Here is a 25444-nt window from a genome sequence, read left to right as displayed (position 1 = left end):
GTGGCGTGGCATCCGCCGGCCACGGGACCGGCGCGGCACCTGGCATATGACGCCGCCGGATTCTCAATGCGGAAACACCGCAACGTCATGGCGCGCCCGCACCCGACCAAGCCCGCTCCCCCATGCGACGGAGGGAGCGGGGCACAGGGCTGCCCGCAGGCATCAATGGCGCGTCGGGTCCGCTCCGGGCGAGCGGGGAGCGCCGCCCTACCCGACGTCCGGGGGCGCCCGCAGGACCTTGCCGGGGTTCATGAGGCCGAGGGGGTCGAACGCGGCCTTCAGCGCCCGCATCATCGCCAGCTCCACCGGCGCCTTGTAGTGCTCGGCCTCGGCCACGCGCAGCTGGCCGAGGCCGTGCTCGGCGCTGATGGAGCCGCCGAGGTCCGCCACCACGTCGTGGACGATGCGGGTAATGGCCGCCGCCCCGGTGGCGCGCTCGTCCGCGGACCAGCCGGCGGGCATGACGGGATTGTAGTGCAGGTTGCCGTCCCCCACGTGGCCGAAAGTGAAGGGCAGGATGCCTGGAAACGCCTGCGCCAGCGCCGCGTCGGCGCGGGCAAGGAAGGCGGGAATGGCGGAGACCGGCACGGAGATGTCGTGCTTCACCCCCTGCCCCGCATGCTTCTGCGCCTCGGCCTGGGCTTCGCGCAGGGCCCACAGCCGCTGGCGCTGGGCGAGGGATGCCGCGACCACCGCGTCCTCCGCCAGCCCGTCCTCGCAGGCCCGCTCCAGAAAGGCTTCCAGCGCCGCCTTCAGGCCGTCGCCCGTGTCCTGCCCGCTCGCCTCCACGAGCAGGTACCAGGGATGGGCGACGGCGAACGGCGAGGCGAGGCCGGGCACCGCCGCGATGGCGTGAATGAGGCTCGGCGCCCGCATCAGCTCGAAGGCGGTCAGGCTCTCGCCCAGCAGGCCGCGGGCGAGGCCGAGCAGCCGCACCGCCGCGCCCGCGTCGGCGATCGCCAGCATGGCCGTCTCGGTCGTGCGGGGGCGGGGGAACAGCCGCAGGGTCGCGGCGGTGATGAGGCCCAGCGTGCCCTCCGAGCCGACGAACACCTGCTTCATGTCATAGCCGGCATTGTCCTTGCGCAGGCCACGCAGGCCGTTCCAGATGCGCCCGTCCGGCAGCACCACCTCCAGCCCCAGGGTGAGCGCGCGCATGTTGCCGTAGCGCAGGACCTGGGTGCCGCCGGCATTGGTGGCGAGGTTGCCGCCGATGCGGCACGATCCCTCGGAGGCCAGCGACAGCGGGAACAGGCGGTCCACGCCCTCGGCCGCCGCCTGCACCTCGGCAAGGGTGGCGCCGGCCTCGACGGTGAGGGTGTCGTTGGCCGCATCCAGCGCCCGCACCCGCCGCATGCGATCGAGGCAGATGACCACCGCCTGCCCCGACCCATCGGGCGAGGCGCCCCCGGCAAGGCCCGTGTTGCCGCCCTGGGGCACCATGGGAATGCGCGCCGCACAGCACAGGGAGACGACAGCCGCCACCTCCGCGGTGGAAGCCGGCCGCAGCACCAGCCGCGCAGCGCCGCGAAAAGCGCCGCCGAAGCCGGTGCGGTAGGGCTCCGTATCCGCCGGCGCCTCCAGGACCCCGGCGGGGCCGACCACCGCCTTCAGGCGATCCTCGACGCCGTCGCCCAACGGGGGAACCACGGTGCCGCTCATGGCCGCGCCTCCTGTGCGCCGAAGGAAACGGCGCCGGCATGGCGCCGCATCACGCGCGCGAGGGCGGTAAGGTCCGCCGCGCCGAGCTGGCCCATGGCCACCTGCAGTTCCTCCGCGAGGAGGTCCGCCACATGATCCGCCCCGCCGTCGCCGAGGCCGGCGAGGCCGATGAGGAAGGCGCGCCCGCAGAAGGTGCCGTGCGCGCCCAGGGCGAGCGCCCGCGCCACGTCGAGCCCGGAGCGGATGCCGCTGTCGAACAGCACGGTGGCGCGCCCCGCCACCGCCACGGCGATGGCCGGCAGCACGTCGATGGCCGCCGGCGCGGCATCGAGCTGCCGGCCGCCGTGGTTGGAGACGAGAATGCCGTCCACCCCGATCGAGACCGCCATCTCCGCATCGGCGGGGTGCAGAATGCCCTTCATCACCAGGGCGCGGGGCCAGGCATCGCGCAAGCGCTTCACCGCCTCCCAGGAGAATGTGCCCTTGATCTCGCCCTGCACGAAGCCCGCCGTTTTCGCCAGGGTGGCGGGGGCCTCCACATAGGGGGTCATGTTGGCGAAGGCGGGCGTGCCGGCCTTCAGCAGGGCCAGCGCCCACGGCCACGCGAGGGCGACGTCGCGCACCGTGCGGGCGGTGGCGCGGAAGGGCACCACGAGGCCGTTGGCGAGGTCGCGCGGGCGCTTGGAGCGCACCGGCGCGTCCAGCGTCGCCACCAGGGCGCGGGCGCCGGCCGCCTCCGCGCGGCGCACCAGATCGAAGGTAATGCGATGGTCATGCCGGGGCAGGCCGTAGAGCTGGAACCAGGTGCAGTCCCCGGCCAGCGCCGCCACCTCCTCGATGGACGCGCCGGCAAGCGTGCCGGTGATGTAGGGAATGCGCGCCCTGGCCGCCGCGCGGGCCAGGAGCAGCGTCGCGCCGGGCCACACCAGCCCGTCCACCCCCACCGGCGAGATGCCGATGGGCGCGGCATAGCGGGTGCCGAACAGCTCCACCTCGGTCTGCGCGGGCGCGGGCGCGCCGTAGCGTGGCACCAGTTCCACCGCGTCGAGGGCGGCGCGATTGCGCCGCACGCCCACGTCGGCGCCGGTGCCGCCTTCCAGGAAATCGAAGGCGAAGCGGGGAATGCGGCGGCGGGCGGCCCGCTCCAGATGGTCCAGCGTCGGCATGCGCTGCCGGAGGCGGGCGGCGGCGCTGGTGCCGGAGCCCGCGCCCCAGGCCTGCGCGGCGGGCCCCTGCGGCGGAGAGCTGGCGGGCGCCGACGCCGGAGGCGGCAGCGTGCCCGATGATAGGCGCGTCATGGCGCGTTTCCTCGTGTCTGTTCTTGTTGCCTTTCTTGGTAGAGCCGCGCGCCTCATCACCGCAAATAATTAGGAATTATCGCCGCGATCACTGTTCATGATCGCGCCGGCGCGCGCCTGCGCGTCCCCTTGGGCCGTGCCGCCGGCGCGCCGGTTTCTCCCGCCGGGTGAACGAGGCGGGCGGCGGACGACGCGGCGGCCACCAGATCGTCGCGGATCACCTCCACCACCGCATCGGCGGCGGCCGAGACCGAGCGGCGCGGGTGGTGCACCACGGCGATGGAGCGGGTGAGGCGCGGCGTGGCGAAATGGTGCGCACGCACCCGCCCCGCCGCCAGGAACTGGTGCAGCGCGATGGTGGGCAGCACGGTGACGAGATCGGTGGTGGCCACCACCTCGCAGATGGCGGAGAGCGTGTCGATCTCGATGCGCGGATTGAGCTCGATGCCCGCCGCGTCCGCCTGCTCCTCCAGGATCATCCGCAGGCCGTGGCGCTTCGAGGGCATCACCAGGTCGCACTGCGCGAGGTGGGCGAAGGTGAGGTGCGCCGGCACCGGGGCGGGGGCGGAATGCCGGCAGGCGAACACCATCTCCTCGTCCAGGATGTGGTGGGCGTTGAGGCCGCGCCGGTGCTTGGGCACGTTGATGATGGCGAGGTCGAGCTGGCCGGTGGTCACCCAGTCCATCAGCGTCTCCGTGTAGCCCTCGCAGGCGGAGAGGGCGACGTCCGGAAACTGCGCGGCGACGCGGGCCGAGGAGCTGGCGAGCGTGCTCTGCGCCACCGAGGTGATGAGCCCGGCCACCACGCGGCCGGAGATGCGGCCGTCGAAGCGCGCCATCTCCTGCCGCGCATGCTCCACGTCGCGCACGATGGGGGTGAGGAGCCGCACCAACGCCTCGCCGGCCACGGTGGTGGCGACGCCATGGGCCGTGCGGTCGAACAGCCTCTGCCCGAACTCCGCCTCGAGCTTAGCGACCTGCATGCTGAGCGCCGGTTGCACGATGTTGAGCTGGCGCGCCGCGCGGGTGACGTTGCCGACCTCGGCAAGGCAGAGGAAATACTGCATCTGCTTGAGATCCATGGGCTTCTCGCTTCCTCCCCGGCCGCGGCGCCGCGCTCCGTCATGCAATCATCATAAATGATCGCCGCGATAAACATTCATTATTTGAAGTGATTATCGCCCTTGTCTATGAATCGATCAACGGCACGAAACACGTGCCGATGCGCCGAGAACGCAGCCGCCCCCGAAGAACGGGACGCAGAAGCTGCACGGCACGGGAGGAGACGGCGGGAGAGGCCGGGCGCCATGCGCTCCGAACCCCTTCGCGCGCTCCGGATGTGGAACATGCTCTGCCCGCGGGCGGAAAGGATGTCGCCATGTTGGATCAGAAGCGCCTCATCATCGGTATTTCCGGCGCCTCCGGCGTCATGTACGGCGTGCGCATGCTCCAGCTCCTGCGCAACGCGGGGGTGGAGACCCACCTTGTCATGTCCCGGACGGCGGAGATCACCCTCGCCTACGAGAGCGACATGAAGGTGGCCGACGTGAAGGCGCTGGCCGCCGTCTGCCACGCCCAGGACGACATGGCCGCCGCCATCTCGTCCGGCTCGTTCCGCACCATGGGCATGGTGGTGGCGCCGTGCTCCATGCGCTCCATGTCCGAGATCGCCTCGGGCGTCACCACGGGCCTGCTCACCCGCGCCGCCGACGTGGTGCTGAAGGAGCGCCGCCGCCTGGTGCTGATGGCGCGCGAGACGCCGCTGCACACCGGCCACCTGCGCACCATGACCGCGGTTTCCGAGATGGGCGCCATCATCGCCCCGCCGGTGCCCGCCTTCTACGCCAAGCCCGAGAGCATCGACGACCTCATCGACCACACCGTGGGGCGGGTGCTCGACCTGTTCGACATCGACCTCGGCGTGGTGCGCCGCTGGGGCGAGGATGCCGACCTGAAGCGCCGCACGCCCCCGCTGCGCCAGGTGAAAGCCTGAGTGAGCAAATCCCGAGTGGTGAAAGCCTGAGCGCCACCCCTCCGCGCCCCGAGCCGTCAACATTTCCGCCGACCGAGAGGCCAGCCATGTCCAGCGAACCCCGACTTCGTCCCGCCGATGCCCAGAAGCCCGCCGATCTCCGGTCCTGGCTCGCCGCCCTCACGGCGCGGGGGGAGCTGGCGGTGGCGCGGGAGAACGTCGCTCTCGCCGACGAGCTCGCCGCCGTGGCCAAGCGCACGGAACGCGACAAGGCGGTGCTGTTCCCCCGCCCCGACGGCCACGACATTCCCGTGGTGGTGAACCTGTTCACCCAGCGCGCCTGGGTGGCCGATGCCCTGGAGGTGAGCGAGGAGGCGCTGCTGCCCCGCTTCCTGGCGGCGGCGCGCGATCCGCTGCCGTGGGTGGAGGTGACCTCGGCCGCCGCGCAGGAGGTGGTGCACACGGACGTGGACCTGCTGAAGCAGCTCCCCATTCCCAAGCACAACGAGCTGGACAGCGGGCCCTACATCACCGCTGGCCTGCTCATCGCCCGCAATCCGGTGACGGGCGTGCAGAACGTCTCCATCCACCGCTGCCAGATCAGCGGGCCCGATCGCATCGGCGTGCTGCTGCTGCCGCGCCACACCCTCGCCTATTACCGCATGGCGGAAGAGGCGGGCGAGGCGCTGGAGATCGCCATAGTCATCGGCGCGCACCCGGCGCTGCTGCTCGCCTCCCAGGCCATCTGCGCCCTCGACGAGGACGAGATGGAGATCGCCGGCGCGCTGCTCGGCCGCCCGGTGGAAATGGTGAAGTGCCGCACCAATTCGGTGCGCGTGCCCGCCCACGCGGAAATCGTGGTGGAAGGGCGCATCCTGCCCAAGGTGCGCGAGCCGGAAGGCCCGTTCGGCGAATTCCCGCAATATTACGGCCCGCGCGCGGCACGGGAGGTGATCAAGGTGGATGCGGTCACCCACCGCCGCCATCCCATCTTCCACACCATCGTCGGCGGCTCGTTCGAGCATCTCGTGCTCGGCGCCGTGCCGCGCGAGGCGACGCTGCTCCAGCACCTGAAGCGCTCCTTCCCCAACGTGCTCGACGTGCGGCTCACCCGCGGCGGCACCTGCCGCTACCACCTGGTGGTGAAGATCGACAAGACGCGGGAGGGCGAGGCCAAGAACATCATCCTCGGCGCGTTCGGCGGCCACTACGACGTGAAGCAGGTGGTGGTGGTGGACAAGGACGTGGACATCTCCAGCGCCGACGAGATCGAATGGGCCATCGCCACCCGCTTCCAGGCGGACCGCGACATGGTGGTGGTCTCGGGTGCCCAGGGCTCCAAGCTCGACCCCTCCACCGATGACGGCATCGGCGCCAAGCTCGGCCTCGACGCCACCGCGCCCCTCTCCGACGATCCGCTGGCCTTCCGCCGCATCCACGTGAAGGGCGAGGAGGAGGTGAACCTCTCCGAGGTGCTGGTGAAGGACCCCAACGCCGCCTTCGCGCGCATCGTCGCGCAGGTGTCGTAACGGCGGCGAAAACCCGACGGGGTCGCCAAGCCCCAAATTGAAGTCACAGAAGCCGGGCGCAACGACGCACCGGACATGCGAAACCGGGAGGACCACAGCTCATGACGACCAGAAGGCGTTTCCTCGCCGCCGGCGCGCTCGCGGCGGCCTTCATCGCCGCCGGCCCCGCCAGCGCCGCGGACAAGGTGCGGGTGGGTATCAACAACGTGATCTCCGACGTGGTGTTCCACCTCGCCCAGGAGCGCGGCTTCTTCAAGGAGCAGGGGCTGGAGGTGGAGCTGGTCACCTTCGATTCCGGGCCGAAGATGATCGCCCCCCTCGGCGCCGGCCAGATCGACGTGGGCGCCGGCGCCTCCTCGGCCGGCCTCTACAACGCCGCCGCGCGCGGCATCGACATCAAGGTCGTGGCCGACAAGGGCTCCACCCCCAAGGGCTATGACTACATGCCCCTGATGGTCCGCAAGGACCTAGTGGACGCCGGCAAGGTGAAGACGGTGGCCGACCTGAAGGGCCTGAAGGTGGGCGCGGTGGGCCCCGGCGCGGCCACCAACGCCAAGCTCGCCCACATCCTCGGCCAGGCAGGGCTCGGCTACAAGGATGTGAACAACAACTACATCGGCTACCCCCAGCAGATCGCCGCCTTCACCACCGGCGCCATCGACGCCGCCATCACCACCGAGCCCTCCGCCACCCAGGCGGTGGACAACAATGTGGCCGTGCGCTTCGTCGTGGATGGGTATCCCAACCAGCAGGTGGCGGTGCTGCTCTATGGCGGCGACTTCATCGCCAAGCGCCGCGACGTCGCCCAGCGCTTCATGAACGCCTATGTGAAATCGGCCCGCGTGTTCAACGACGCCACCGCCGGCGGCCGGTTCGACGGCAAGGGGGCGGACGAGGTCGTCAAGACCATCATGCGCACCACCGGCCTGAAGGACGCCGACCTGTTCAAGAAGATGATCCCCAACGGCATCGATCCGGACGGCAAGGTGGATACCGCCTCCATGGCGGCGGACCTCAAGTTCTTCACCGAGAACGGCTATCTCGAGAAGCCCGCCAAGGTGGAGGACGTGGTGGACCCCTCGTTCGCCACCGCCGCCGTGAAGGTGCTCGGCCCCTACAAGGCCGCCCAGAACTGACGCGACCGCGGGCGCCGACAGCCCGGCGCCCCCGTTTTTCCGAACCCCAAAAGAGAAGACCCCGGCCCGCGCCCGCGGCCACGGGGCTCCATGACGGACCGGGAGGATCCAGACTATGGCCGTGGTGAGCATGTTGAGCCCGAAACCGAGCGCCGCCCCCGCTCAGGTGCCCGTGCAGATCTCGCTTCGGGGCGTGCGCAAGTATTTCGGCTCGTCGGGCTTCGTCGCCGTGGACGGCATCGACATCGACATCCCGCAGGGACAGTTCTTCGTCATCGTCGGCCCTTCCGGCTGCGGCAAGACCACCCTCCTGCGCATGCTCGCCGGCCTGGAAAGCGTCAGCGAAGGCACCATGGCGATGAACCGGATCGACCCGAGCCGGCCGGAAAACTCCATGGTGTTTCAGGGCGACAGCCTGTTCCCCTGGATGACCGTCTACGAAAACGCCGCCTACGGCCTGCGCATGCGCGGCGTGCACGAGAAGGAGGTGGAGGAGAGCGTGAAGCTCTGGCTGGAGCGCATCGGCCTCTACCGCTTCCGAGACCGCTACCCGAACCAGCTCTCCGGCGGCATGCGCCAGCGCGTCTCCATCGTGCGCGCCTTCGCCAACGATCCCGAGATCCTGCTCATGGACGAGCCCTTCTCGGCGCTCGACGAGCAGAACAAGATGCTGTTGCATGAAGAATTGCTGCGCATCTGGGAGGCCACCAAGAAGACCGTGGTCTTCATCACCCACTCGGTGGACGAGGCGGTGACGCTGGGCGACCGCATCATGATCATGACCGCCAATCCGGGGCGGGAGAAGGCCATCATCGACGTGCCCTTCGCCCGCCCGCGCAACGTGCTCGAGCTGCGCCACGACCCGGCCTATGGCGAGCTCGTCTTCCACATCTGGGAGCAGCTGCGCGAGGAAGTGCAGCGGGCCCGCCTGAATGCCGAGGGAGGCAAGTGATGGCACAGAAGAAGGCTTTCCCCTTCGGCGAGCGGTTCATCGGCTTCCTCACGCCCCTGGTGCTGCTGGGCCTGTGGGAGGCGGCGGCGCGGCTCGGCCTCATCGACGCCCGCTTCTTCCCGCCGCCGTCGAGCATCGTCCACACCTTCGGCGCGCTCATCGCCTCCGGCGAATTGTGGACCAACCTCCTCGCCAGCCTGCGGCGGCTTGTGCTGGGCATGCTGCTGGGCGGAATACCGGCGCTGTTCCTCGGCCTCGCCATGGGCATTTCGAAGCCCCTGCGGGCGGCCATCGATCCGCTCATCTCGGCCACCTATCCCATCCCGAAAAGCGCCATCCTGCCGCTGGTGCTGCTCATCTTCGGCCTGGGCGAGATGTCGAAGGTGGTGATGGTGGCGCTGGGCGCCTTCTACCCCATCCTCATCAATACCGTGATGGGCGTCGCCAACATCGACAAGATCTACCTGGACGTGGGCCACAACTTCCGCGCCAGCCGCTGGCAGGTATTCCGCACCATCGCGCTGCCGGGCGCCCTGCCCTCCATCATGGCGGGCGTGAAGCTGGCCATGGGCATGGGGCTGATCCTGATCGCCATCTCCGAGATGGTCGCCTCCTCCGACGGCATCGGCTACATGATCTGGAACGCATGGCAGGTGCTGACCGTTGACACCATGTATGTCGGCCTGCTGGTCATCGCGTTGCTCGGCTTCGTGTTCTCGGCCATCCTGGACGAGGTGGAGCGGCTGCTGATCCCCTGGAAGGCGCGGGCGTGACCGCGAAGAGGCGTCAATGTCCAATGCCCTGAGGATCGCGCACGGCGCGTTCGGGCGGGTGGCCCTGCTCGACATGGACCGCCCCCTGGTGCGCCATGCCCACCCCCACTGCCATGTGCTGCTGAAGGTGGAAGGCGCGGACACCAGCTTCGCGGTCGGTGAGGGGATCGCTCCCCTCACCGACCGGACCTGCGTTCTGGTGAACGGGTGGGAGCCCCATGCCTATGTCCACGAGCCGGAGCAGCCGAAGACGGTGATCCTGGCGCTCTACATCGAGCCGGAATGGCTGAGGAACTTCCGGCCCGGGTGGGGCGCCTCCGGCGTTCCCGGCTTCTTCGAGCAGCCCTGCGGCGAGGTCTCACCCCGCATCTTCCGCCTCACCCGCGACCTCGCCGAGGAGATGATGGCGCGGCCGGACGCGGCGAAGACGCACGAGGCGCTCCTGGCCGATCTCATGATCGCGGTGGTGGAGCGCTTCACGCCCTGGCGCTCCTTCTCCTCCATCCGCACCCTGGATGCCCAGCGACGCATGGACTGGCGCATCCGCCGGGTGGTGGAGGGCATGCGCGCCAACCTCGCCGAGGACGTGGACACCACCGCCCTGGCCCGCGAGGCGGGCCTTTCCCGCGCCCATTTCTTTCGCCTGTTCGAAGCCTCCACCAACGTGCCGCCGCGCATCTATCTCAATGTGATGCGGGTGGAGGCGGCGGTGGCGGCGGTGACGGCGGAAGAGGGCAGCCTTTCCGACATCGGCGAGCGGCTGGGCTTCGCCGCGCCCTCCCACTTCACGCGCTTCTTCCGCGACCACACCGGCGTCACGCCCAGCGCGTTCCGCAGCATCTCGCGCATGGCGCTGTAATCAAGCAACTACGCGCGCCCGTAGCGCGCGGCCCGGCCCTCTCCACCTGCGCGCCGCCCTCCCGAAATGGAGGGTCCGGCGCGCCTTTTCTTTATTCCCATGCATATACAGCTCACAACTCTTCATATTGCATCAGATCGCGCCCATATCGACCTGACACATCATCTCTCGCACCCGCGAATACTGCGGCGCAAAACGCCGAATGAGACCCGAGGGTAAATGATGAGACGGCTCGGCATGGTCCGGGCCGCCCATCGCCTTCACCTTCCCCCCAACGGCGCCCCGATGCGCCGGACGCGAGCGAGGGAAGGAAAGCCCGCATGCTGGATGTCACCCGCGAGACGGGATGGGTCGGCCGGGCCATCGAGCGCGTGGAGGATGCCGCGCTCCTCACCGGCGGCGGGCGCTACCTGGACGACCTGGGCGTCAAGCCGGGCACGCTGCACATGGCGATCCTGCGCTCGCCCCACGCCCATGCCGACATCCGCGCCATCGACACCGCCGCCGCCCGGCACCTGCCCGGTGTCGCCGCCGTCCTGACCGGCGCGGACATCCAGCGCCACACCTCCTCCCTGGTGGTGGGCGTGAAGGCACCCGTGGAATGCTGGCCGCTGGCGGTGGACCGCGTGCGCTACGTGGGCGAGCCGGTGGCGCTGGTGGTGGCGCAGGACCGTTACGTGGCCGAGGACGCCCTCGATCTCATCGAGGTGGCCTACGACACCCGCCCGGCCGTGGTGGACCCCCTGGAGGCCATCGCCGAGGGCGCCCCGCTGCTGCACAACGGCTTCCCGGCCAATGTCGCCTCGGACCGCACCTTCCGCTACGGCGACCCCGAGCGCGCCTTCGCGCAGGCGGCGCACAGGGTGTCCATCTCGGTCGCCTACCCGCGCAATTCCTGCACGCCCATCGAGACCTACGGCCTCGTTGCCGAATATGACCCGCACGAGGACAGCTACGACGTCCTCGCCAATTTCCAGGGCCCGTTCTCCATCCATGCGGTAATCTCACGGGCGCTCAAGGTGCCGGGTAACCGGCTGCGCCTGCGCACCCCACGTGACAGCGGCGGCTCCTTCGGCGTCAAGCAGGGCATCTTCCCCTACATCGTGCTCGGCGCGGTGGCGGCGCGGGTCAGCGGGCGCCCGGTGAAATGGATCGAGGACCGGCTGGAGCACCTGATGGCCTCGGTCTCGGCCACCAACCGCGCCACCACCATCTCGGCGGCGGTGACGGAGGACGGCCGCGTGACCGCCCTCGACTACGACCAGGTGGAGGATTGCGGCGCCCATCTGCGCGCGCCGGAGCCCGCCACCCTCTACCGCATGCACGGCAACCTCACGGGGGCCTACGCCATTCCCAGCCTCGCGGTGCGCAATCGCGTGGTGGTGACCAACAAGTGCCCCACGGGACTCAACCGGGGCTTCGGCGGTCCGCAGGTCTATTTTGCCCTGGAACGGCTGATGCAGCAGATCGCGGTGGAACTCCGCCTCGATCCGCTGGAGGTGATCCGCCGCAACCTCATCCCGGCGGATGCCTTCCCCTATCGCACCGCGCCGGGCGCCCTGCTCGATTCCGGCGACTATCAGAAGACCATGGCCAGGGGCATCGCGGCCGGCGGGCTTCACGAGCTGGTCGCGCGGCGCGACGCGGCGCGGGCCGAAGGGCGGCTCTACGGCATCGGCTTCGCCGCCGCGGTGGAGCCCTCCGTGTCGAACATGGGCTATATCGCCACCGTCCTCACCCCCCAGGAGCGCAGGAAGGCGGGGCCAAAGAACGGCGCCCAGGCCACCGCCACTATCGCCATCGATCCGGTGGGCTCGGTGAGCGTGCACGTGGCCTCCGTGCCCCAGGGCCAGGGCCACCGCACGGTGCTCTCGCAGGTGGTGGCCGACGTGCTCGGCCTCACGCCCGCCGACATCAAGGTGAACGCGGAGATGGACACGGCGAAGGACGCCTGGTCCATCGCCTCCGGCAATTATTCCAGCCGCTTCGCCGCCGCCGTGGCGGGTGCCGCGAGGCTCGCGGCGGACCGTATCGCCGCCCGCCTCGCGCGCATCGCCGCGGCCCAGCTCAACGTGCCGGTGGAGGAAGTGGTGTTCCAGGGCGGCAAGCTCTGTGCTCGCTCGAACCCCGCCAACGCGCTCGCTTTCTCCCGCGTCGCCGCGCTCTCCCACTGGTCGCCGGGCCAGTTGCCGGAGGACACGGCGCCCACCATCCGCGAGACCGTGTTCTGGACCCCGCCGGAGCTGACGGCGGCCGATGACGCCGACCACATCAACTCCTCCCTCTGCCACGGCTTCATCTTCGACTACTGCGGCATCGAGATCGACCGCGACACGGCCGAGATCCGCATCGACCGCTACGTGACGGCCCACGACTGCGGCACCATCCTCCATCCCGGCATGGTGGACGGGCAGATCCGCGGCGGCTTCGCCCACGCGCTGGGCGCGGCTCTGCTGGAGGAATACGCCTACGGCCCGGACGGCAGCTTCCTGACCGGCACGCTGGCCGACTATCTCGTGCCCACCGCCATGGAGGTGCCCGAGCCGGTCATCGTCCACACCGAGACCCCCTCCCCCTTTACCCCCCTGGGCGCCAAGGGCGTGGGTGAGGGCAATTGCATGTCCACCCCGGTCTGCCTCGCCAATGCTGTGGCCGACGCCCTCGGCGTGCAGGAGGTGCGGCTTCCCCTGGTTCCCTCCGCCCTGGCTGCCCTGACTCACGGGGCGGAGGCGCCCGCCCCCGCCGGCCTGCGGCCCGTCACGGCAGCGCCGGCCGGCGGGGGAAAGGGCGAGCGGCTCCTGCGCGGCGAAGGCAAGGCGCATGTGGCCGCGGCGCCCGAGGCCATCTGGGCCATGCTGCTGGATCCCGAGACGCTCGCGGCCATCATTCCCGGCGCCCACGGGGTCCAGAAGGTGTCGGACACCGCCTTCCGCGCCGACGTCACCCTCGGCATCGGTCCGGTGAAGGGGCGCTACAAGGCGGAAGTCGCCCTCGCCGACCTCGATCCGCCCAAGGCGGTGACCCTCAGCGGCCGGGTGGACGGGAACCTCGGCTTCGGCGGCGGCAAAGGCGCCATCACCCTGACCCCGGACGACGCGGGCGGAACCCACCTCGCCTACACCTACGAGGCGTTCGTGGGCGGCAAGGTGGCGAGCGTCGGCGGCCGCCTGCTGGACGGCGCCGCCAAAGTGATCATCGGCCAATTCTTCGCTGCCCTCGCCCGCAAAGCGGGGGGCGGTGGGGCAGCGGCGCCGGGACTTCTGTCCCGGCTGCTCGCCCGGCTCTCCGCCCTTTTCGGGAGGCGCGCGCCATGAAGCCGGCCCCCTTCGACTACGTGCGCGCCGAAAGCCGGCAGGAAGCCCTGGCGGTCCTGAAGGCGGAAGGCGCCGATGCCCGCATCCTGGCCGGCGGCATGTCCTTCATGGCCATGCTCAACATGCGCCTCGCCCGCCCCAGGGTGCTGGTGGATATCATGCGCCTCGACGACCTCGCCGCCATCGAGGCGCGCAAGGGCGAGGTGGTGGTGGGCGCCGGCGTGCGGCAGGCGCGGCTGCTGGGGTGGGAGGGGCTTTCCCGCGCCCTGCCGCTCATCGCCAAGGCCCTGCCCTTCACCGGGCACGCCCAGACCCGCAGCCGCGGCACCGTGTGCGGCTCCATCGCCCATGCGGACCCGAGCGCCGAGCTGCCGCTCTGCCTGGTGGCGCTGGAGGGCCATGTGCACCTCGCCAGCGCCACCGGGCGTCGGAAGGTACCGGCGGAAGCGTTCATCACCGGCATGATGGCCACCGCCAAGGCCGACGACGAGATGATCGAGGCGGTCTCCTTCCCGGTTGCGGAGGGGGAAGGAACCGCCTTCCGCGAGATCGCGCGGCGCCATGGGGATTTCGCCATCGTCGCCTGCGGCGCGCGGGTGAGCGCGCAGGGCATCCGCCTGGCGGTGGGCGGCGTCGCCGACATGCCGGTGGCGCGCGACCTGCCGCTCCTCGAAGGCTCCGCCCTCGACGACGCGCTCAACGCCCTCGCCTACGAGCTCGATGCCCGCGACGACGTGCACGCGAGCGCCCGCTATCGCCGCGAGCTGGTGCGCCGCATCGGCCGCTCGACCATCGAGGAGGCGAGACGATGCCGCGCCTGAGCGCCGACAACCGCCACAAGGTGTCCTTCACCCTCAACGGCCGGCCGGTCTGCGGCCTCGCCAGCCCGCGCACGCTGCTCTCGGATTTCCTGCGCCACGAGATCGGCGCCACCGGCACCCACGTGGGCTGCGAGCACGGCGTGTGCGGCGCCTGCACGGTGGAGGTGGACGGCATGCTCGCCCGCTCCTGCCTCACCCTGGCGGTGCAGGTGGAGGGCGCCGCCATCCGCACGGTGGAGGGCCTCGCGCCCGCGCCGGACCGGCTCTCCGTGCTGCAGGCCGCCTTCCGGCGCAACCACGCGCTGCAATGCGGCTTCTGCTCCGCCGGCATCCTCATGTCCCTCGACGCCTTCCTCGCGGCGAACCCCGAGCCCGACGAGGCCGCCGTGCGGGACCTGATCTCCGGCCACCTGTGCCGGTGCACCGGCTACACGCCCATCGTCCGCGCCGCCCTGGAGGCCGCCGCGGAACTTCGTAAAAACAAAGAGGAAACCGCCCATGCTTGACCTCGGCACCAGCTTCCTCGCCAGCGTGGAACGAGATCCGGAGGCCATCGCCGTCGTGGACGGCGAGCTGCGCCTCACCTATCGCCAGTGGCTGGCCAGGATCTCGGCCCTGGTGGGCGCCTTCGACCGCCTCGGCCTGCGGCCGGGAGACCATATCGTCAGCGTGCTCCAGAACCGCTGGGAGGCGGCGACGCTGCACTGGGCCTGCCAGTTCGCCGGGCTCGTCATCACCCCCATCAACTGGCGCGCGAAGGGGGACGAGATCGACTTCTGCCTGGAGAATGCCGAGGCCAAGGCCCTGGTGTTCGAGCCCGTCTCCGCCGAGGCCGCAGCCGAGGCCAAGCGCGCCGCCGGCCTCGTGCGCATCTCCGTCGGCGCCGAGGCGGAGGGCGCCCTGCCCTTCGCCGATCTGGTGGCCGGCGAGGGCGGCGCGCCGGTGGCGCGGGTGGGGGCGGATGCCTGGTCCATCATGCTCTACACCTCCGGCACAACCTCCCGCCCCAAGGGAGTGCCGCGCCGCCACCGGGCGGAGCGTGCGGCCGGCGTCGCCCATGTGGCGCAGAACCTCTACCGGCGGGGCGAGGTGACGCTGGGCGTGATGCCGCTCTACCACACCATGGGGGTGCGCTCGCTCATCGCCATGTCGGTCATCGGCGGCACCTTCGTGTGCCTGCCGCGCTACGACACGCGGACCGCGCTGGAGCTGATCGCCCGCGAGGGCATCACCAACCTCTATCTGGTGCCGACCCTCTACCACGACCTCGTGCACGACCCCGCCTTCGCCGCCACCGACGTGTCGAGCGTGCGCAAGCTCGGCTTCGCCGGCGCCTCCATGACCGACGGGCTGCTGAAGAAGCTTGATGCCGCGTTCCACCCCGAGCTGTTCGTGAACCACTACGGCTCGTCGGAGATCTACACCTTCTCCATCGACCAGAAGGCGGTGCTGAAGCCCGGCTCCGCCGGCCGCGCGGGCATCAACCAGATGGTGCGCGTGGTGCGCCTCAACGCCCGGACGCCGGACGATGTCGCCCCCGCGGGCGAGGAAGGCGAGATCATCGCGCTGCTCGCCGGCGACGAGGCCTTCGAGGGCTACTGGCGGCGCCCGGAGGCCGATGCCAAGTCGCTGCGCGACGGCTGGTACTTCACCGGCGACACCGGCTTCATGGACGCCGACGGCGACCTGTTCGTCACCGGCCGCGTGGACGACATGATCATCACCGGCGGCGAGAACGTCTCGCCGGTGGAGATCGAGAGCTGCCTGTCCCTGCACCCCGCCGTTTCCGAGGTGGCGGTGGTCGGCCTGCCCGACGAGAAGTGGGGCCGGATCGTGGTCGCCTTCCTGAAGCGGAAGGCGCCGGTGGAGGCGGAGGAGCTGGACCGCTGGTGCCGCGACGGCGGCCTCGCCAATTTCAAGCGCCCGCGCCGCTTCGTGTTCGTGCAGGACATCCCGAAATCGCCCGTGGGCAAGCTGCTGCGCCGCCAGCTCGTGGCCGGTGAATACGCGCCCGAGACGCCCTCCGCGCGCGGCGCGGCCTGACCCGCAAATTCCCTTTCAGCACGTTACCCCAAGGAGAAGCACATGCCCGCCGCCTACACCTTCGCCGATCCGCGCCTTTCAGCCCTGGACGGCTTCCGCGTCGAGATCGACGAAGCCCAAGCCCGCGCCGACATCGTCCTGGAGCGCCCGCCCTACAACGTCGTCTCCATGGCCCAGCGCGACCAGCTCCGCATCGCCTTCGAGACCCTCGACGAGGACGAGCGCGTGCGCGTCATCGTCGTGCGCGCCATCGGCGAGCATTTCTCCTCCGGCGGCAACATCAAGGGCTTCATGGAGGCCACCCCGGAGCACGTCTCCAAGCTCGCCTGGAACATCGCCGCCCCCGCCCGCGCCGCCAAGCCCGTCATCGCCGCCAACCGCGGCTATTGCTTCGGCGTCGGCTTCGAGCTGTCGCTGGCCTGCGATTTCCGCATCATCACCGACACCACCCAATACGCCCTGCCCGAGCAGAAGCTGGGCCAGATCCCCGGCTCCGGCGGCTCGGCCCGGCTGCAGAAGATGGTGGGCATCACCCGCACCAAGGACATCGTCATGCGCTCCAAGCGCATCGGCGCCGACGAGGCCCTGGCCTGGGGCATTGCCACCCAGAAGGTGGCCGACGCCGACCTGGAAAAGGCCACCGACGCCCTGGTGGCGGAGCTCGTCGCCTTCTCGCCCATCGCCCAGCGCACCGCCAAGAAGCTGCTGAACGATACCGAGGACAGCCCCCTCTCTATCGCCATCGAACTGGAAGGCCATTGCTACAGCCGGCTGCGCCAGTCCCAGGATTTCAAGGAAGGTGTCGAGGCCTTCCACGAGAAGCGCCAGCCCGGGTTCAAGGGCGTCTGACGGGCACGAGAAGCCCACGGGAGGAAACGAAAAAATGTCCGCGCAAGATACATCCCTCTCCCCCACCGCCATGGCGGTGGGGAACCGCCAGCGCAACAGCGCCATCGTGGCCTCCGTGCTGGGCTGGTCCCTCGACCTGTTCGACCTGTTCATCCTGCTCTACGTGGCGCCGGTGGTCGGGCAGCTGTTCTTCCCCTCCACCCACCCCACGTGGTCGCTGGCGGCGGTCTACGCCTCGTTCGCGGTGACGCTGCTGATGCGGCCCATCGGCTCGGCGGTGTTCGGCCACTATGCCGATGCCCACGGCCGCAAGGGGGCGATGCTGGTGGCCATCATCGGCGTGGGCTTCTCCACGGCGGCGTTTGGCCTGCTGCCCACCATCCACCAGGTCGGCGCCATCGCGCCCGTCCTGTTCCTCCTGCTGCGCCTGGTGCAGGGCGTGTTCGTGGGCGGCGTGGTGGCCTCCACCCACACCATCGGCACGGAATCGGTACCCGCCAACTGGCGCGGCTTCATGTCCGGCCTGGTGGGCGGCGGCGGCGCGGGCATCGGCGCGCTGCTGGCGTCGGCGGTGTTCCTCATCACCTCCACCCTGTTTCCGGGCGAGGCGTTCGCGGAAATGGGCTGGCGGGTGATGTTCTTCTCCGGCCTGCTCTCCTCCTTCCTCGGCTGGTTCATCTTCCGCAACCTGGAAGAATCCCCCTACTGGCAGGAAATGCAGAAGCAGAAGGCCGCCAAGAAGGCGCAGGGCCAGGACAGCCACACCCCGCTGAAGGCCCTGTTCGCGGGCGGCTACCGCAACGTGCTGCTGGTGAACCTCTTCATCACCATCGGCGGCGGCGCGGGCTATTACCTCACCTCCGGCTACATGCCCACCTTCCTGAAGCTCATCAACCAGCTTCCCAACCAGACGTCGTCCTACATCCTCATGGCCTGCTCGCTCTCCGCGCTGGTGGCGGCGGTGCTGGTGGGGGCGCTCAGCGACATCATCGGCCGCAAGAAGACCTTTCTTATGGTCGGCGTCGCCGCCATCATCCTGCTACCGACCTTCTACATGGGCATGGCCGGGGCGAGCGACCTGAAGACCATCGTCCTCTATGCGCTGGGCATCGCCTTCATCGGCAATGCCGGCTATGCGCCGGTGCTGATCTTCCTGAACGAGCGGTTCCCGACGGCCATGCGCGCCACCGGCACCGGCCTGTCATGGAACATCGGCTTCGCGGTCGGCGGCATGATGCCCACCTTCGTCTCGCTGGCGAGCCCCACCCCGGCGGCGCTGCCGCTGTCGCTCTCCATCTTCGCGGGCGCGGTGTTCGTCCTCTACCTCGTGGGCGCGCTGATCGTGCCGGAGACGAAGGGCAACTTCCGCTAACATCGACCGCGCCGGCCTTCGGGGCCGGCGCGGACCGCCGCGCGCGGGGTCCGCGCAAAAGCAAGAACGGGCAACACCATGCAGCAATCCGCGAACATCCGCACCGGCGGCGAAATCCTGGTGGACGCGCTCAAGGTCCACGGCGTCGACACCGTCTACTGCCTGCCGGGCGAGAGCTTCCTCGCCGCCCTGGACGCGCTCGCGGGGGCGGCGGGCGCCATCCGCACCATCGTCACCCGCCACGAGGCGGCGGCGGCCAACATGGCGGAGGCCTACGGCAAGCTCACGGGCCGGCCCGGCGTGTGCTTCGTCACCCGCGGACCGGGCGCGAGCCACGCGGCCATCGGCGTCCACACGGCCTCGCAGGATTCCACCCCCATGGTGCTGTTCATCGGCCAGGTGGGCTCGGACATGCGCCAGCGCGAGGCGTGGCAGGAGGTAGACTATCCAGCCATGTTCGGCGGCATGGCCAAGTGGGTGGTGGAGATCGACCGGCCCGAGCGCATCCCCGAGCTGGTCTCCCGCGCGTTCCACGTGGCGGTCTCGGGCCGCCCGGGCCCGGTGGTGGTGGCGCTGCCGGAGGACGTGCTGGCGGCCGGCGCCGAGGCGCGCGACGCGGGCGCCTACAAGCGCGTCGCGGCCCATCCGGGCGCGGCCGACATGGCCCGCCTCCGCGCAATGCTGGAGGAGAGCGCCCATCCCCTCGTCATCGTCGGCGGCGGTGGCTGGGATGCGCAGGCGTGCCGCGACCTCCGGCATTTCGTCGAGGCATTCGACCTGCCGGTGGCGGCCGCCTTCCGCCGCCAGGACATCCTCGACAACCACAACCCCAACTATATCGGCCACGCGGGCCTCGGCCCGAGCGCCAAGCTGGTCGCGCGCATTCGCGCGGCGGATCTCATCCTGGCGGTGGGGCCGCGCCTGGGCGAAACCACCACCGGCGGCTACACCCTGTTCGACGTGCCGCGCCCGGCGCAGCGCTTCGTCCATGTCCATGCCGATCCGCAGGAGCTGGGCCGCGTCTACCAGGGCGACCTGCTCATCAACGCCGGCATGCGCGAGTTCGCGGCGGCCGCCGCCGCGCTCAAGGGCAAGGGCCCCGCCGGCTGGCGCTCCCCCATGCCCTGGAGCGCTTCCGTGAAGGCCGCCCGCGCCGAATACCTGGCCGACCAGACGCCGGGCACCATGCCCGGCCGGCTCGACCTCGGCGCGGTGATGGAGCACCTGCGCGCGACCCTGCCGAAGGATGCCATCATCACCAACGGCGCCGGCAATTACGCCATCTGGGTGCACAAGTTCCACCGCTACGGCGGCTTCCGCACCCAGCTCGCGCCCACCTCGGGAGCCATGGGCTACGGCCTGCCGGCCGCCATCGCCGCCAAGCTCCACGATCCCCGGCGCGAGGTGGTGTGCTTCGCCGGCGACGGCTGCTTCCTCATGAGCGGGCAGGAGCTCATCACCGCCCGCCAATACGGGGCGGGCGTGGTGGTGATCGTGGTGAACAACGGCATGTACGGCTCCATCCGCATGCACCAGGAGCGGGAATATCCCGGCCGCGTCTATGCCACGAGCCTGGAGAACCCGGATTTTCCGGCCCTGGCGCGGGCCTATGGCGCGTTCGGCGAGCGGGTGGAGGAGACGGCGGCCTTCGCCGACGCCTTCGCCCGCGCCCGCGCCTTCGCGGCGGAGGAGAAGCGCCCGGCCCTGCTGGAGCTGGTCATCGATCCGGAAGCCATCACCCCCTCCGCCACCCTCTCCGGCCTGCGCGCGGCGGCGCTGAAGGCCGGGCACGGCAAGGGCTGAGGCACCACCGCGGTGCCCGCCGGAAAGAGCGGGCGCCGCGCGACACGGACGATCCGGAAACGAACGCGGCCGGCACCGAGGCGCGCGCCCGGAAAGCAGGAGGAACAACATTGAACGCCATCGCCTCACTCAAGGCCCGCAACCACGTGGACGGCGCCTGGATCGATGCCGTCTCCGGCGCCACTGCGCCGAGCATCGACCCCGCCACCGGGGCGGTGCTGGGCCATTTCCCCGCCAGCGGCCGGGCCGATGCGGAGGCCGCCATCGCCGCCGCCCGCCGCGCCTTCGAGCGGCCGGACTGGGCCCAGGCGCCGCGCCTGAGGCAGATGGTGATGCTGCGCTGGGCCGATGCCATGGAGCGCCGCGCCGAGGACCTCGCCCGCCTCCTCACCGCCGAGAACGGCAAGACGCTGGCCCAGTCGCGGGGCGAGATCGCGGGCTCCATCTCGGAGATCCGCTATTATGCCGGCATCACCCGCTACATCCCCGGCCACGTGTTCGAGGTGGAGCCGGGCGCCTTCGCCACCCTTCTCAAGGAGCCGGCGGGCGTCGCGGGCCTCATCATCCCCTGGAACGCGCCGGCGGTGCTGCTCGTCCGGGCGCTGACCCCGGCGCTGGCGGCCGGCTGCACGGCGGTGGTGAAGCCGGCGCCGCAGACCGCCCTCGTCACCGCCGAGATCCTGCGCACCCTCACCGAGGCGGAGGGCCTGCCGAAGGGCGTCGTCAACCTGGTGGCGGAGACCGGCCACGAGGTGGCGCAGGCGCTGGTGACCTCCGACGACGTGGACGTGATCTCCTTCACCGGCTCCAACGCCACCGGCGCCCGCATCATGGCCGATGCCGCGCCCACCATGAAGAAGCTCTCGCTGGAGCTGGGCGGCAAGTCCTGCTGCCTCGTGTTCGAGGATGCGGACATCGCCGCCGTGGCCCCGAAGCTGGCGGCGGCGGCCACCATCATCTCCGGCCAGCAGTGCACGGCGGCGCGCCGGGTCCTGGTGCACGAGAGCCGCTACGACGAGATGAAGGGCGCGCTCAGGGAAGCCCTGGCGGCCCTGAAGGTGGCGCCCGGCGACGCGGCCGGCGCGCAGATAGGACCGCTCATCGACACGACCGCCCGCGCCGCGGTGGAGCAGCGCACCGCGGAAGCCATGGCCATCGCCGACGAGGTGGTGCTGGCGGGAACCCGCCCCGCCGGGGGGCCGGAAGGAGGCGCCTTCCTCACCCCGACGCTGGTCGCCCACGCGGATACCGGAGCCTTCTTCGTGCAGGAGGAGATCTTCGGCCCGCTGGTGGTGATCGAGCGCTTCAGCGACGAGAAGGACGCGGTGCGCCGCGCCAACCACTCCCAATACGGCCTGTCCGCCAGCGTGTGGACCCGCGAGGGCGCGCGGGCGCTCAGGGTGGCGCGGGCGCTGCGCAACGGCACGGTCTGGATCAACGACCACAACAAGCTGTTCGCGGAGGCCGAGACCGGTGGCTACCGGCGCAGCGGCCTCGGCCGCCTGCACGGTTATGACGCGCTGATCGACTTCATGGAGATCAAGCACATCTTCCAGGAGGCCGGCGTCGTCTGACGCCAGAGGTCCTTGAGCGACACCCACCCGGCACCGGTCGAAGACCAGGGCCGATGGTCTGACGCCTCCCCTTCCCACGTTCCCCATTTCCAGCCGCGGCACCTCCTCGAAGGGCCGCAGGAGCAGGCGCCATGGCGTCTTCCGAGGTTCCCGTCTTCGACACCGTCATCATCGGCGGCGGCTCCGCCGGCTGCGTGCTGGCGAACCGTCTCTCGGCCGATCCCGCCCATCGCGTGCTGCTGCTGGAGGCGGGCGAGGACACGCCCCCCGGCGCCGTGCCCGAACCCATCGCCGACAGCTACCCCATGGGCCTGTTCCATGGCGACCGCTTCATCTGGCCCGGCCTTTCCGCCTTCACCACCCGGCGCGCGGACGGCACGCGCGGCAGCCGGGCCTATGAGCAGGGCCGCGTGATGGGCGGCGGCTCCAGCATCAACGTGCAGTCCGCCAATCGCGGCCTGCCCCGCGATTATGACGAATGGGTCGCTCTCGGCGCCAGGGGCTGGGGCTGGGACGACGTGCTGCCCTTCTTCCGCCGGCTGGAGCGGGACCTCGACTTTGAGGGTCCGCTGCACGGCGGGGACGGCCCCATTCCCATCCGCCGCATCCTGCCGCCCGGCTGGCCGCCCTTCGCCGAGGCGGCCACCGAGGCCTTCGCCGCCTCGGGCCTGCCGCGCCGGCTGGACCAGAACGGCGATTTCGAGGACGGGGTATTCCCGCCCGCGTTCAATAACGAGCACGACCGGCGGGTCTCCACCGCCGTCGCCTATCTCGACGCCGCGACGCGCGCGCGGGCGAACCTCGCCATCTGGCCCCGCGCCCGCGTGACCCGGCTGGTGATGGAGGGCGCGCGCGCCACCGGGGTCGCCCTGGTGCGGGAAGGCGCGCGCCGGGAGGTTTCCGCCGGGCGGGTGGTGGTGACGGCCGGCGCGCTGCAGACGCCAGCCATCCTCATGCGCGCCGGCATCGGGCCGGGGCCGGCGCTCTCCGCCCTCGGCATTCCCGTGTTGGTGGAGCGGCGCGGCGTGGGGCAGAACCTGCGCGACCACCCCACCCTCACCTTCTGCCAGTACCTGCCGGCGCGCCTGCGGCTGCCCATGTCCTGCCGCCGCGCCGCCTTCAGCGCCCTGCGCTTCTCGTCCCGCCTGCCCGGCGGCGAAGCCTCGGACATGTACGCGACCGCCTCGGCGCGGGCCGGCTGGCATGGGCTGGGGCGGCGCCTCGGCCTCTATTTCCTGTGGTGCAACCGGCCGAAGTCCAGCGGCCGGGTGCGGCTCGTCTCGCCAGATCCCGAGGCCTACCCCGAGGCGGACCTCGGCCTGCTGAGCCACCCCGACGATCTCGCGCGGATGGCGGCGGGCGTGCGCGCGCTGGTGGGGCTGCTGGTATCGCCGGCGCTCAACCCCGATCCGGGCGACCTGTTCCCGGCGGCCTTCTCCCCGTTCGTGAAGCGGCTCAGCCGCGTGTCGCCGGCCAATGCCATGGCGACGGAGCTGCTGGGCGCCATGCTGGACGTGCCGCCCCCCCTGCGGCAGGCCGCGCTGCGGCGGTTCATATCCTCCGGCGTCGCGCTTTCGGAGCTGGTCGCGGACGACGCACGGCTGGAGGCCTTCGTGCGCGGCAACGTCTTCGGCGTATGGCATGCGAGCGGGACCTGCCGCCTCGGCGACCCGGACGACCCGGACGCGGTGCTGGACCCCGCCGGCCGGGTGATCGGCACCGAGAACGTCTTCGTGGCCGATACCTCCGCCATGCCGCGCCTACCGACGGCGAACACCAACATCCCCGTCATCATGATGGCGGAGAAGATCGCCGCCGGGCTCATCTGACCGCCTTCGGCCGAGCCCGGCGGGCTCCTCAGCTCACCGCGGCCTGCCCGTCCCGGCGCGGATCGCTGGCGGCGGCGTAGCCCTCGACGGCGGGATCACCCATGCGCCAGATGAACTGGCCGGCGCCGAAGTCCTGGTAGGTGTCGTTCAGCACCGCCACCTCGTGGCCGAGAGCCGCGAGCCCCTCCAGCAAGGCCGGCGGGCTGCCCGGTTCCAGATTGATGGACAAGCCCTGGTCGAACCGCCAGCGCGGCGCATCGCAGGCCGCCTGCGGATTCTGGGCGAAGTCGAGCATGCGCACCAGGGTCTGCACATGCCCCTGGGGCTGCATGTTGCCCCCCATCACGCCGAAGCTCATCACGGGGGCGCCATCCTGGGTGAGGAAGGCGGGAATGATGGTCTGGAACGGGCGCTTGCGGGGCGCCACCACATTCGGGTGGGCGGGGTCCAGGCTGAAGCCGAACCCGCGGTTCTGCAGCGACACGCCCCATTCCGGCAGCACCACGCCGGAGCCGAAGCCCATGTAGTTGCTCTGGATGAAGCTCACCATCATGCCCGAGGCATCGGCGGCGGTGAGATAGATGGTGCCGCCCTTCACCGGGTTGCCCGGCGCGAACCGCTGGGCGCGGCGCGGATCGATGAGGCGGGCTCGTTCCGCCAGATAGGCGGGGTCCAGCAGCCGCTCCGGCGTGAAGGGCATGGCGACCGGGTCGGCCACGTAGCGATAGACGTCGGCGAAGGCGAGCTTGACGGCCTCGATCTGCAGGTGCTGCGCGGCCACGCTGTCGGCGCCCAGCCCCCCGAGATCGAAGTGGGAGAGCATGCCGAGCGCCATCAGCGCGGTGATGCCCTGCCCGTTGGGCGGGATCTCATGCACCGTGTAGCCGCGATAATCCTGCGCCACCGGCTCCACCCATTCCGGGGTGAAGGCGGCCATGTCAGCGGCGGTGAGCGCGCCGCCATGGGCCCGGGCATGGGCCTCCAGGGCCTCGGCGATCTCGCCGCCATAGAGCGCCGCGCCCTTCGTCTCGGCAATGCGGGCGAGTGCGCGCGCCGCCCCGGGCATGCGCACGTGCTCGCCCACGAACGGTGCCCGGCCCTTCGGCAGGAACACCTCCTTGAAGCCGGGCTGCCCGGTGAGTTGCGGCAGGGTCGCGGCCGCCGCCCATTTGTGCTGCACGTTGGTGGAAACCAGAAAGCCGCGCTCGGCAATCCCGATCGCGGGCGCCAGCAGATCCGCGAACGGCAGCTTGCCGAACCGATCGGACAGCGCCACCCAGCTCGCGACGGCGCCGGGCACGGTCACCGAGTCCCAGCCGCGCATGGGCAGGCTCTTGGCATCGGCACCGTACTTGCGGCGGAAATACTCCGGCGTCCAGGCGGCGGGCGCGAAGCCGGATGAATTGAGGCCGTGCAGGCGCTGGCCATCCCACAAAATACAGAAGGCATCGGAACCCAGGCCGTTGCTGCACGGCTCCACCAGGGTCATGACGGCAGCGGCGGCGATGGCGGCATCCACCGCGTTGCCGCCATTGGCGATCATCTGCAGGCCCGCCTGCGCCGCGCGCGGATGGGAGGTGGAGACCACGTTGTTCCCGAACACCGGCAGGCGCCGCGAGGGATAGCCGGCGGCCCAGTCGAAGGAAGCGTTCATCACG

The 25444-nt window shown here is 70.7% G+C and carries 19 protein-coding genes; 15 read left to right on the top strand and 4 right to left on the bottom strand.

Features of this window, described 5'->3' with window-relative positions:
* Positions 1–207 precede the first annotated feature (207 nt).
* From V5F61_RS18820 to V5F61_RS18810, 3 genes are all read right to left on the bottom strand, one after another.
* Positions 208–1662, bottom strand: a complete 1455-nt coding sequence (locus tag V5F61_RS18820) for an FAD-binding oxidoreductase (RefSeq protein WP_393989270.1) — start codon at positions 1660–1662, stop codon at positions 208–210.
* Positions 1659–2960 carry an alpha-hydroxy acid oxidase gene (locus V5F61_RS18815; RefSeq protein ID WP_393989271.1) on the bottom strand — a complete coding sequence of 434 codons (1302 nt, stop codon included), beginning with the start codon at positions 2958–2960 and terminating at the stop codon, positions 1659–1661. The genes V5F61_RS18820 and V5F61_RS18815 overlap by 4 nt, the downstream gene beginning before the upstream one ends.
* A 95-nt stretch (positions 2961–3055) precedes the next feature.
* Positions 3056–4042, bottom strand: coding sequence for a LysR family transcriptional regulator (locus V5F61_RS18810; protein ID WP_393989272.1), 987 nt, complete (start codon positions 4040–4042; stop codon positions 3056–3058).
* A 296-nt stretch (positions 4043–4338) separates the two neighbouring features.
* On the opposite strand from V5F61_RS18810, the gene V5F61_RS18805 reads away from it, so the two are divergent.
* The 15 genes from V5F61_RS18805 to V5F61_RS18735 all read left to right on the top strand — a co-directional run bounded on the left by V5F61_RS18805 (position 4339) and on the right by V5F61_RS18735 (position 23786).
* The gene (locus tag V5F61_RS18805) at positions 4339–4953 is read left to right on the top strand and encodes a UbiX family flavin prenyltransferase (protein ID WP_393989273.1); all 615 of its coding nucleotides are present in this window, start codon (positions 4339–4341) and stop codon (positions 4951–4953) included.
* A gap of 86 nt (positions 4954–5039) precedes the next feature.
* Positions 5040–6461 carry a UbiD family decarboxylase gene (locus tag V5F61_RS18800; RefSeq protein WP_393989274.1) on the top strand — a complete coding sequence of 474 codons (1422 nt, stop codon included), beginning with the start codon at positions 5040–5042 and terminating at the stop codon, positions 6459–6461.
* Between the two features lie 101 nt (positions 6462–6562).
* Positions 6563–7597 carry an ABC transporter substrate-binding protein gene (locus tag V5F61_RS18795; RefSeq protein ID WP_393989275.1) on the top strand — a complete coding sequence of 345 codons (1035 nt, stop codon included), beginning with the start codon at positions 6563–6565 and terminating at the stop codon, positions 7595–7597.
* Between the two features lie 115 nt (positions 7598–7712).
* Complete coding sequence (locus tag V5F61_RS18790) at positions 7713–8549, top strand: ABC transporter ATP-binding protein (RefSeq protein ID WP_393989276.1); 837 nt, start codon at positions 7713–7715, stop codon at positions 8547–8549.
* On the top strand, positions 8549–9322 hold the full coding sequence (locus tag V5F61_RS18785) for an ABC transporter permease (RefSeq protein ID WP_393989277.1): 774 nt from the start codon (positions 8549–8551) through the stop codon (positions 9320–9322). Before V5F61_RS18790 ends, V5F61_RS18785 begins: the two co-directional genes overlap by 1 nt.
* A 16-nt stretch (positions 9323–9338) precedes the next feature.
* Positions 9339–10181, top strand: a complete 843-nt coding sequence (locus V5F61_RS18780) for a helix-turn-helix domain-containing protein (protein ID WP_393989278.1) — start codon at positions 9339–9341, stop codon at positions 10179–10181.
* A gap of 320 nt (positions 10182–10501) precedes the next feature.
* The gene (locus V5F61_RS18775; RefSeq protein ID WP_393989279.1) at positions 10502–13495 is read left to right on the top strand and encodes a xanthine dehydrogenase family protein molybdopterin-binding subunit; all 2994 of its coding nucleotides are present in this window, start codon (positions 10502–10504) and stop codon (positions 13493–13495) included.
* Positions 13492–14316, top strand: a complete 825-nt coding sequence (locus tag V5F61_RS18770) for an FAD binding domain-containing protein (protein WP_393989280.1) — start codon at positions 13492–13494, stop codon at positions 14314–14316. Before V5F61_RS18775 ends, V5F61_RS18770 begins: the two co-directional genes overlap by 4 nt.
* Positions 14304–14822: a (2Fe-2S)-binding protein gene (locus V5F61_RS18765; protein ID WP_393989281.1), complete on the top strand. Its 519-nt coding sequence runs from the start codon at positions 14304–14306 to the stop codon at positions 14820–14822. The genes V5F61_RS18770 and V5F61_RS18765 overlap by 13 nt, the downstream gene beginning before the upstream one ends.
* The gene (locus tag V5F61_RS18760; protein ID WP_393989282.1) at positions 14815–16359 is read left to right on the top strand and encodes an AMP-binding protein; all 1545 of its coding nucleotides are present in this window, start codon (positions 14815–14817) and stop codon (positions 16357–16359) included. Before V5F61_RS18765 ends, V5F61_RS18760 begins: the two co-directional genes overlap by 8 nt.
* Positions 16360–16401: 42 nt before the next feature.
* Positions 16402–17208, top strand: a complete 807-nt coding sequence (locus tag V5F61_RS18755) for an enoyl-CoA hydratase/isomerase family protein (RefSeq protein WP_393989283.1) — start codon at positions 16402–16404, stop codon at positions 17206–17208.
* Between the two features lie 34 nt (positions 17209–17242).
* Positions 17243–18580, top strand: a complete 1338-nt coding sequence (locus tag V5F61_RS18750; RefSeq protein ID WP_393989284.1) for an MFS transporter — start codon at positions 17243–17245, stop codon at positions 18578–18580.
* 78 nt (positions 18581–18658) lie between these two features.
* A complete protein-coding gene (locus tag V5F61_RS18745; protein ID WP_393989285.1) occupies positions 18659–20383 on the top strand; it encodes a thiamine pyrophosphate-binding protein in 1725 nt (574 codons plus the stop codon).
* 110 nt (positions 20384–20493) lie between these two features.
* Positions 20494–21957, top strand: coding sequence for an aldehyde dehydrogenase family protein (locus tag V5F61_RS18740; protein ID WP_393989286.1), 1464 nt, complete (start codon positions 20494–20496; stop codon positions 21955–21957).
* A gap of 131 nt (positions 21958–22088) precedes the next feature.
* Positions 22089–23786 carry a GMC family oxidoreductase gene (locus tag V5F61_RS18735; protein ID WP_393989287.1) on the top strand — a complete coding sequence of 566 codons (1698 nt, stop codon included), beginning with the start codon at positions 22089–22091 and terminating at the stop codon, positions 23784–23786.
* A gap of 28 nt (positions 23787–23814) precedes the next feature.
* On the opposite strand, the gene V5F61_RS18730 is transcribed toward V5F61_RS18735, so the two are convergent.
* Positions 23815–25440 carry a gamma-glutamyltransferase family protein gene (locus tag V5F61_RS18730; RefSeq protein WP_393989288.1) on the bottom strand — a complete coding sequence of 542 codons (1626 nt, stop codon included), beginning with the start codon at positions 25438–25440 and terminating at the stop codon, positions 23815–23817.
* Positions 25441–25444: the final 4 nt, after the last annotated feature.

Source organism: Xanthobacter sediminis (assembly GCF_043195015.1).
In the GTDB taxonomy this organism is placed as follows: domain Bacteria; phylum Pseudomonadota; class Alphaproteobacteria; order Rhizobiales; family Xanthobacteraceae; genus Xanthobacter.
Note: the sequence above shows the minus strand (reverse complement) of the source record. Positions and strands in the feature narration are given on the sequence as shown.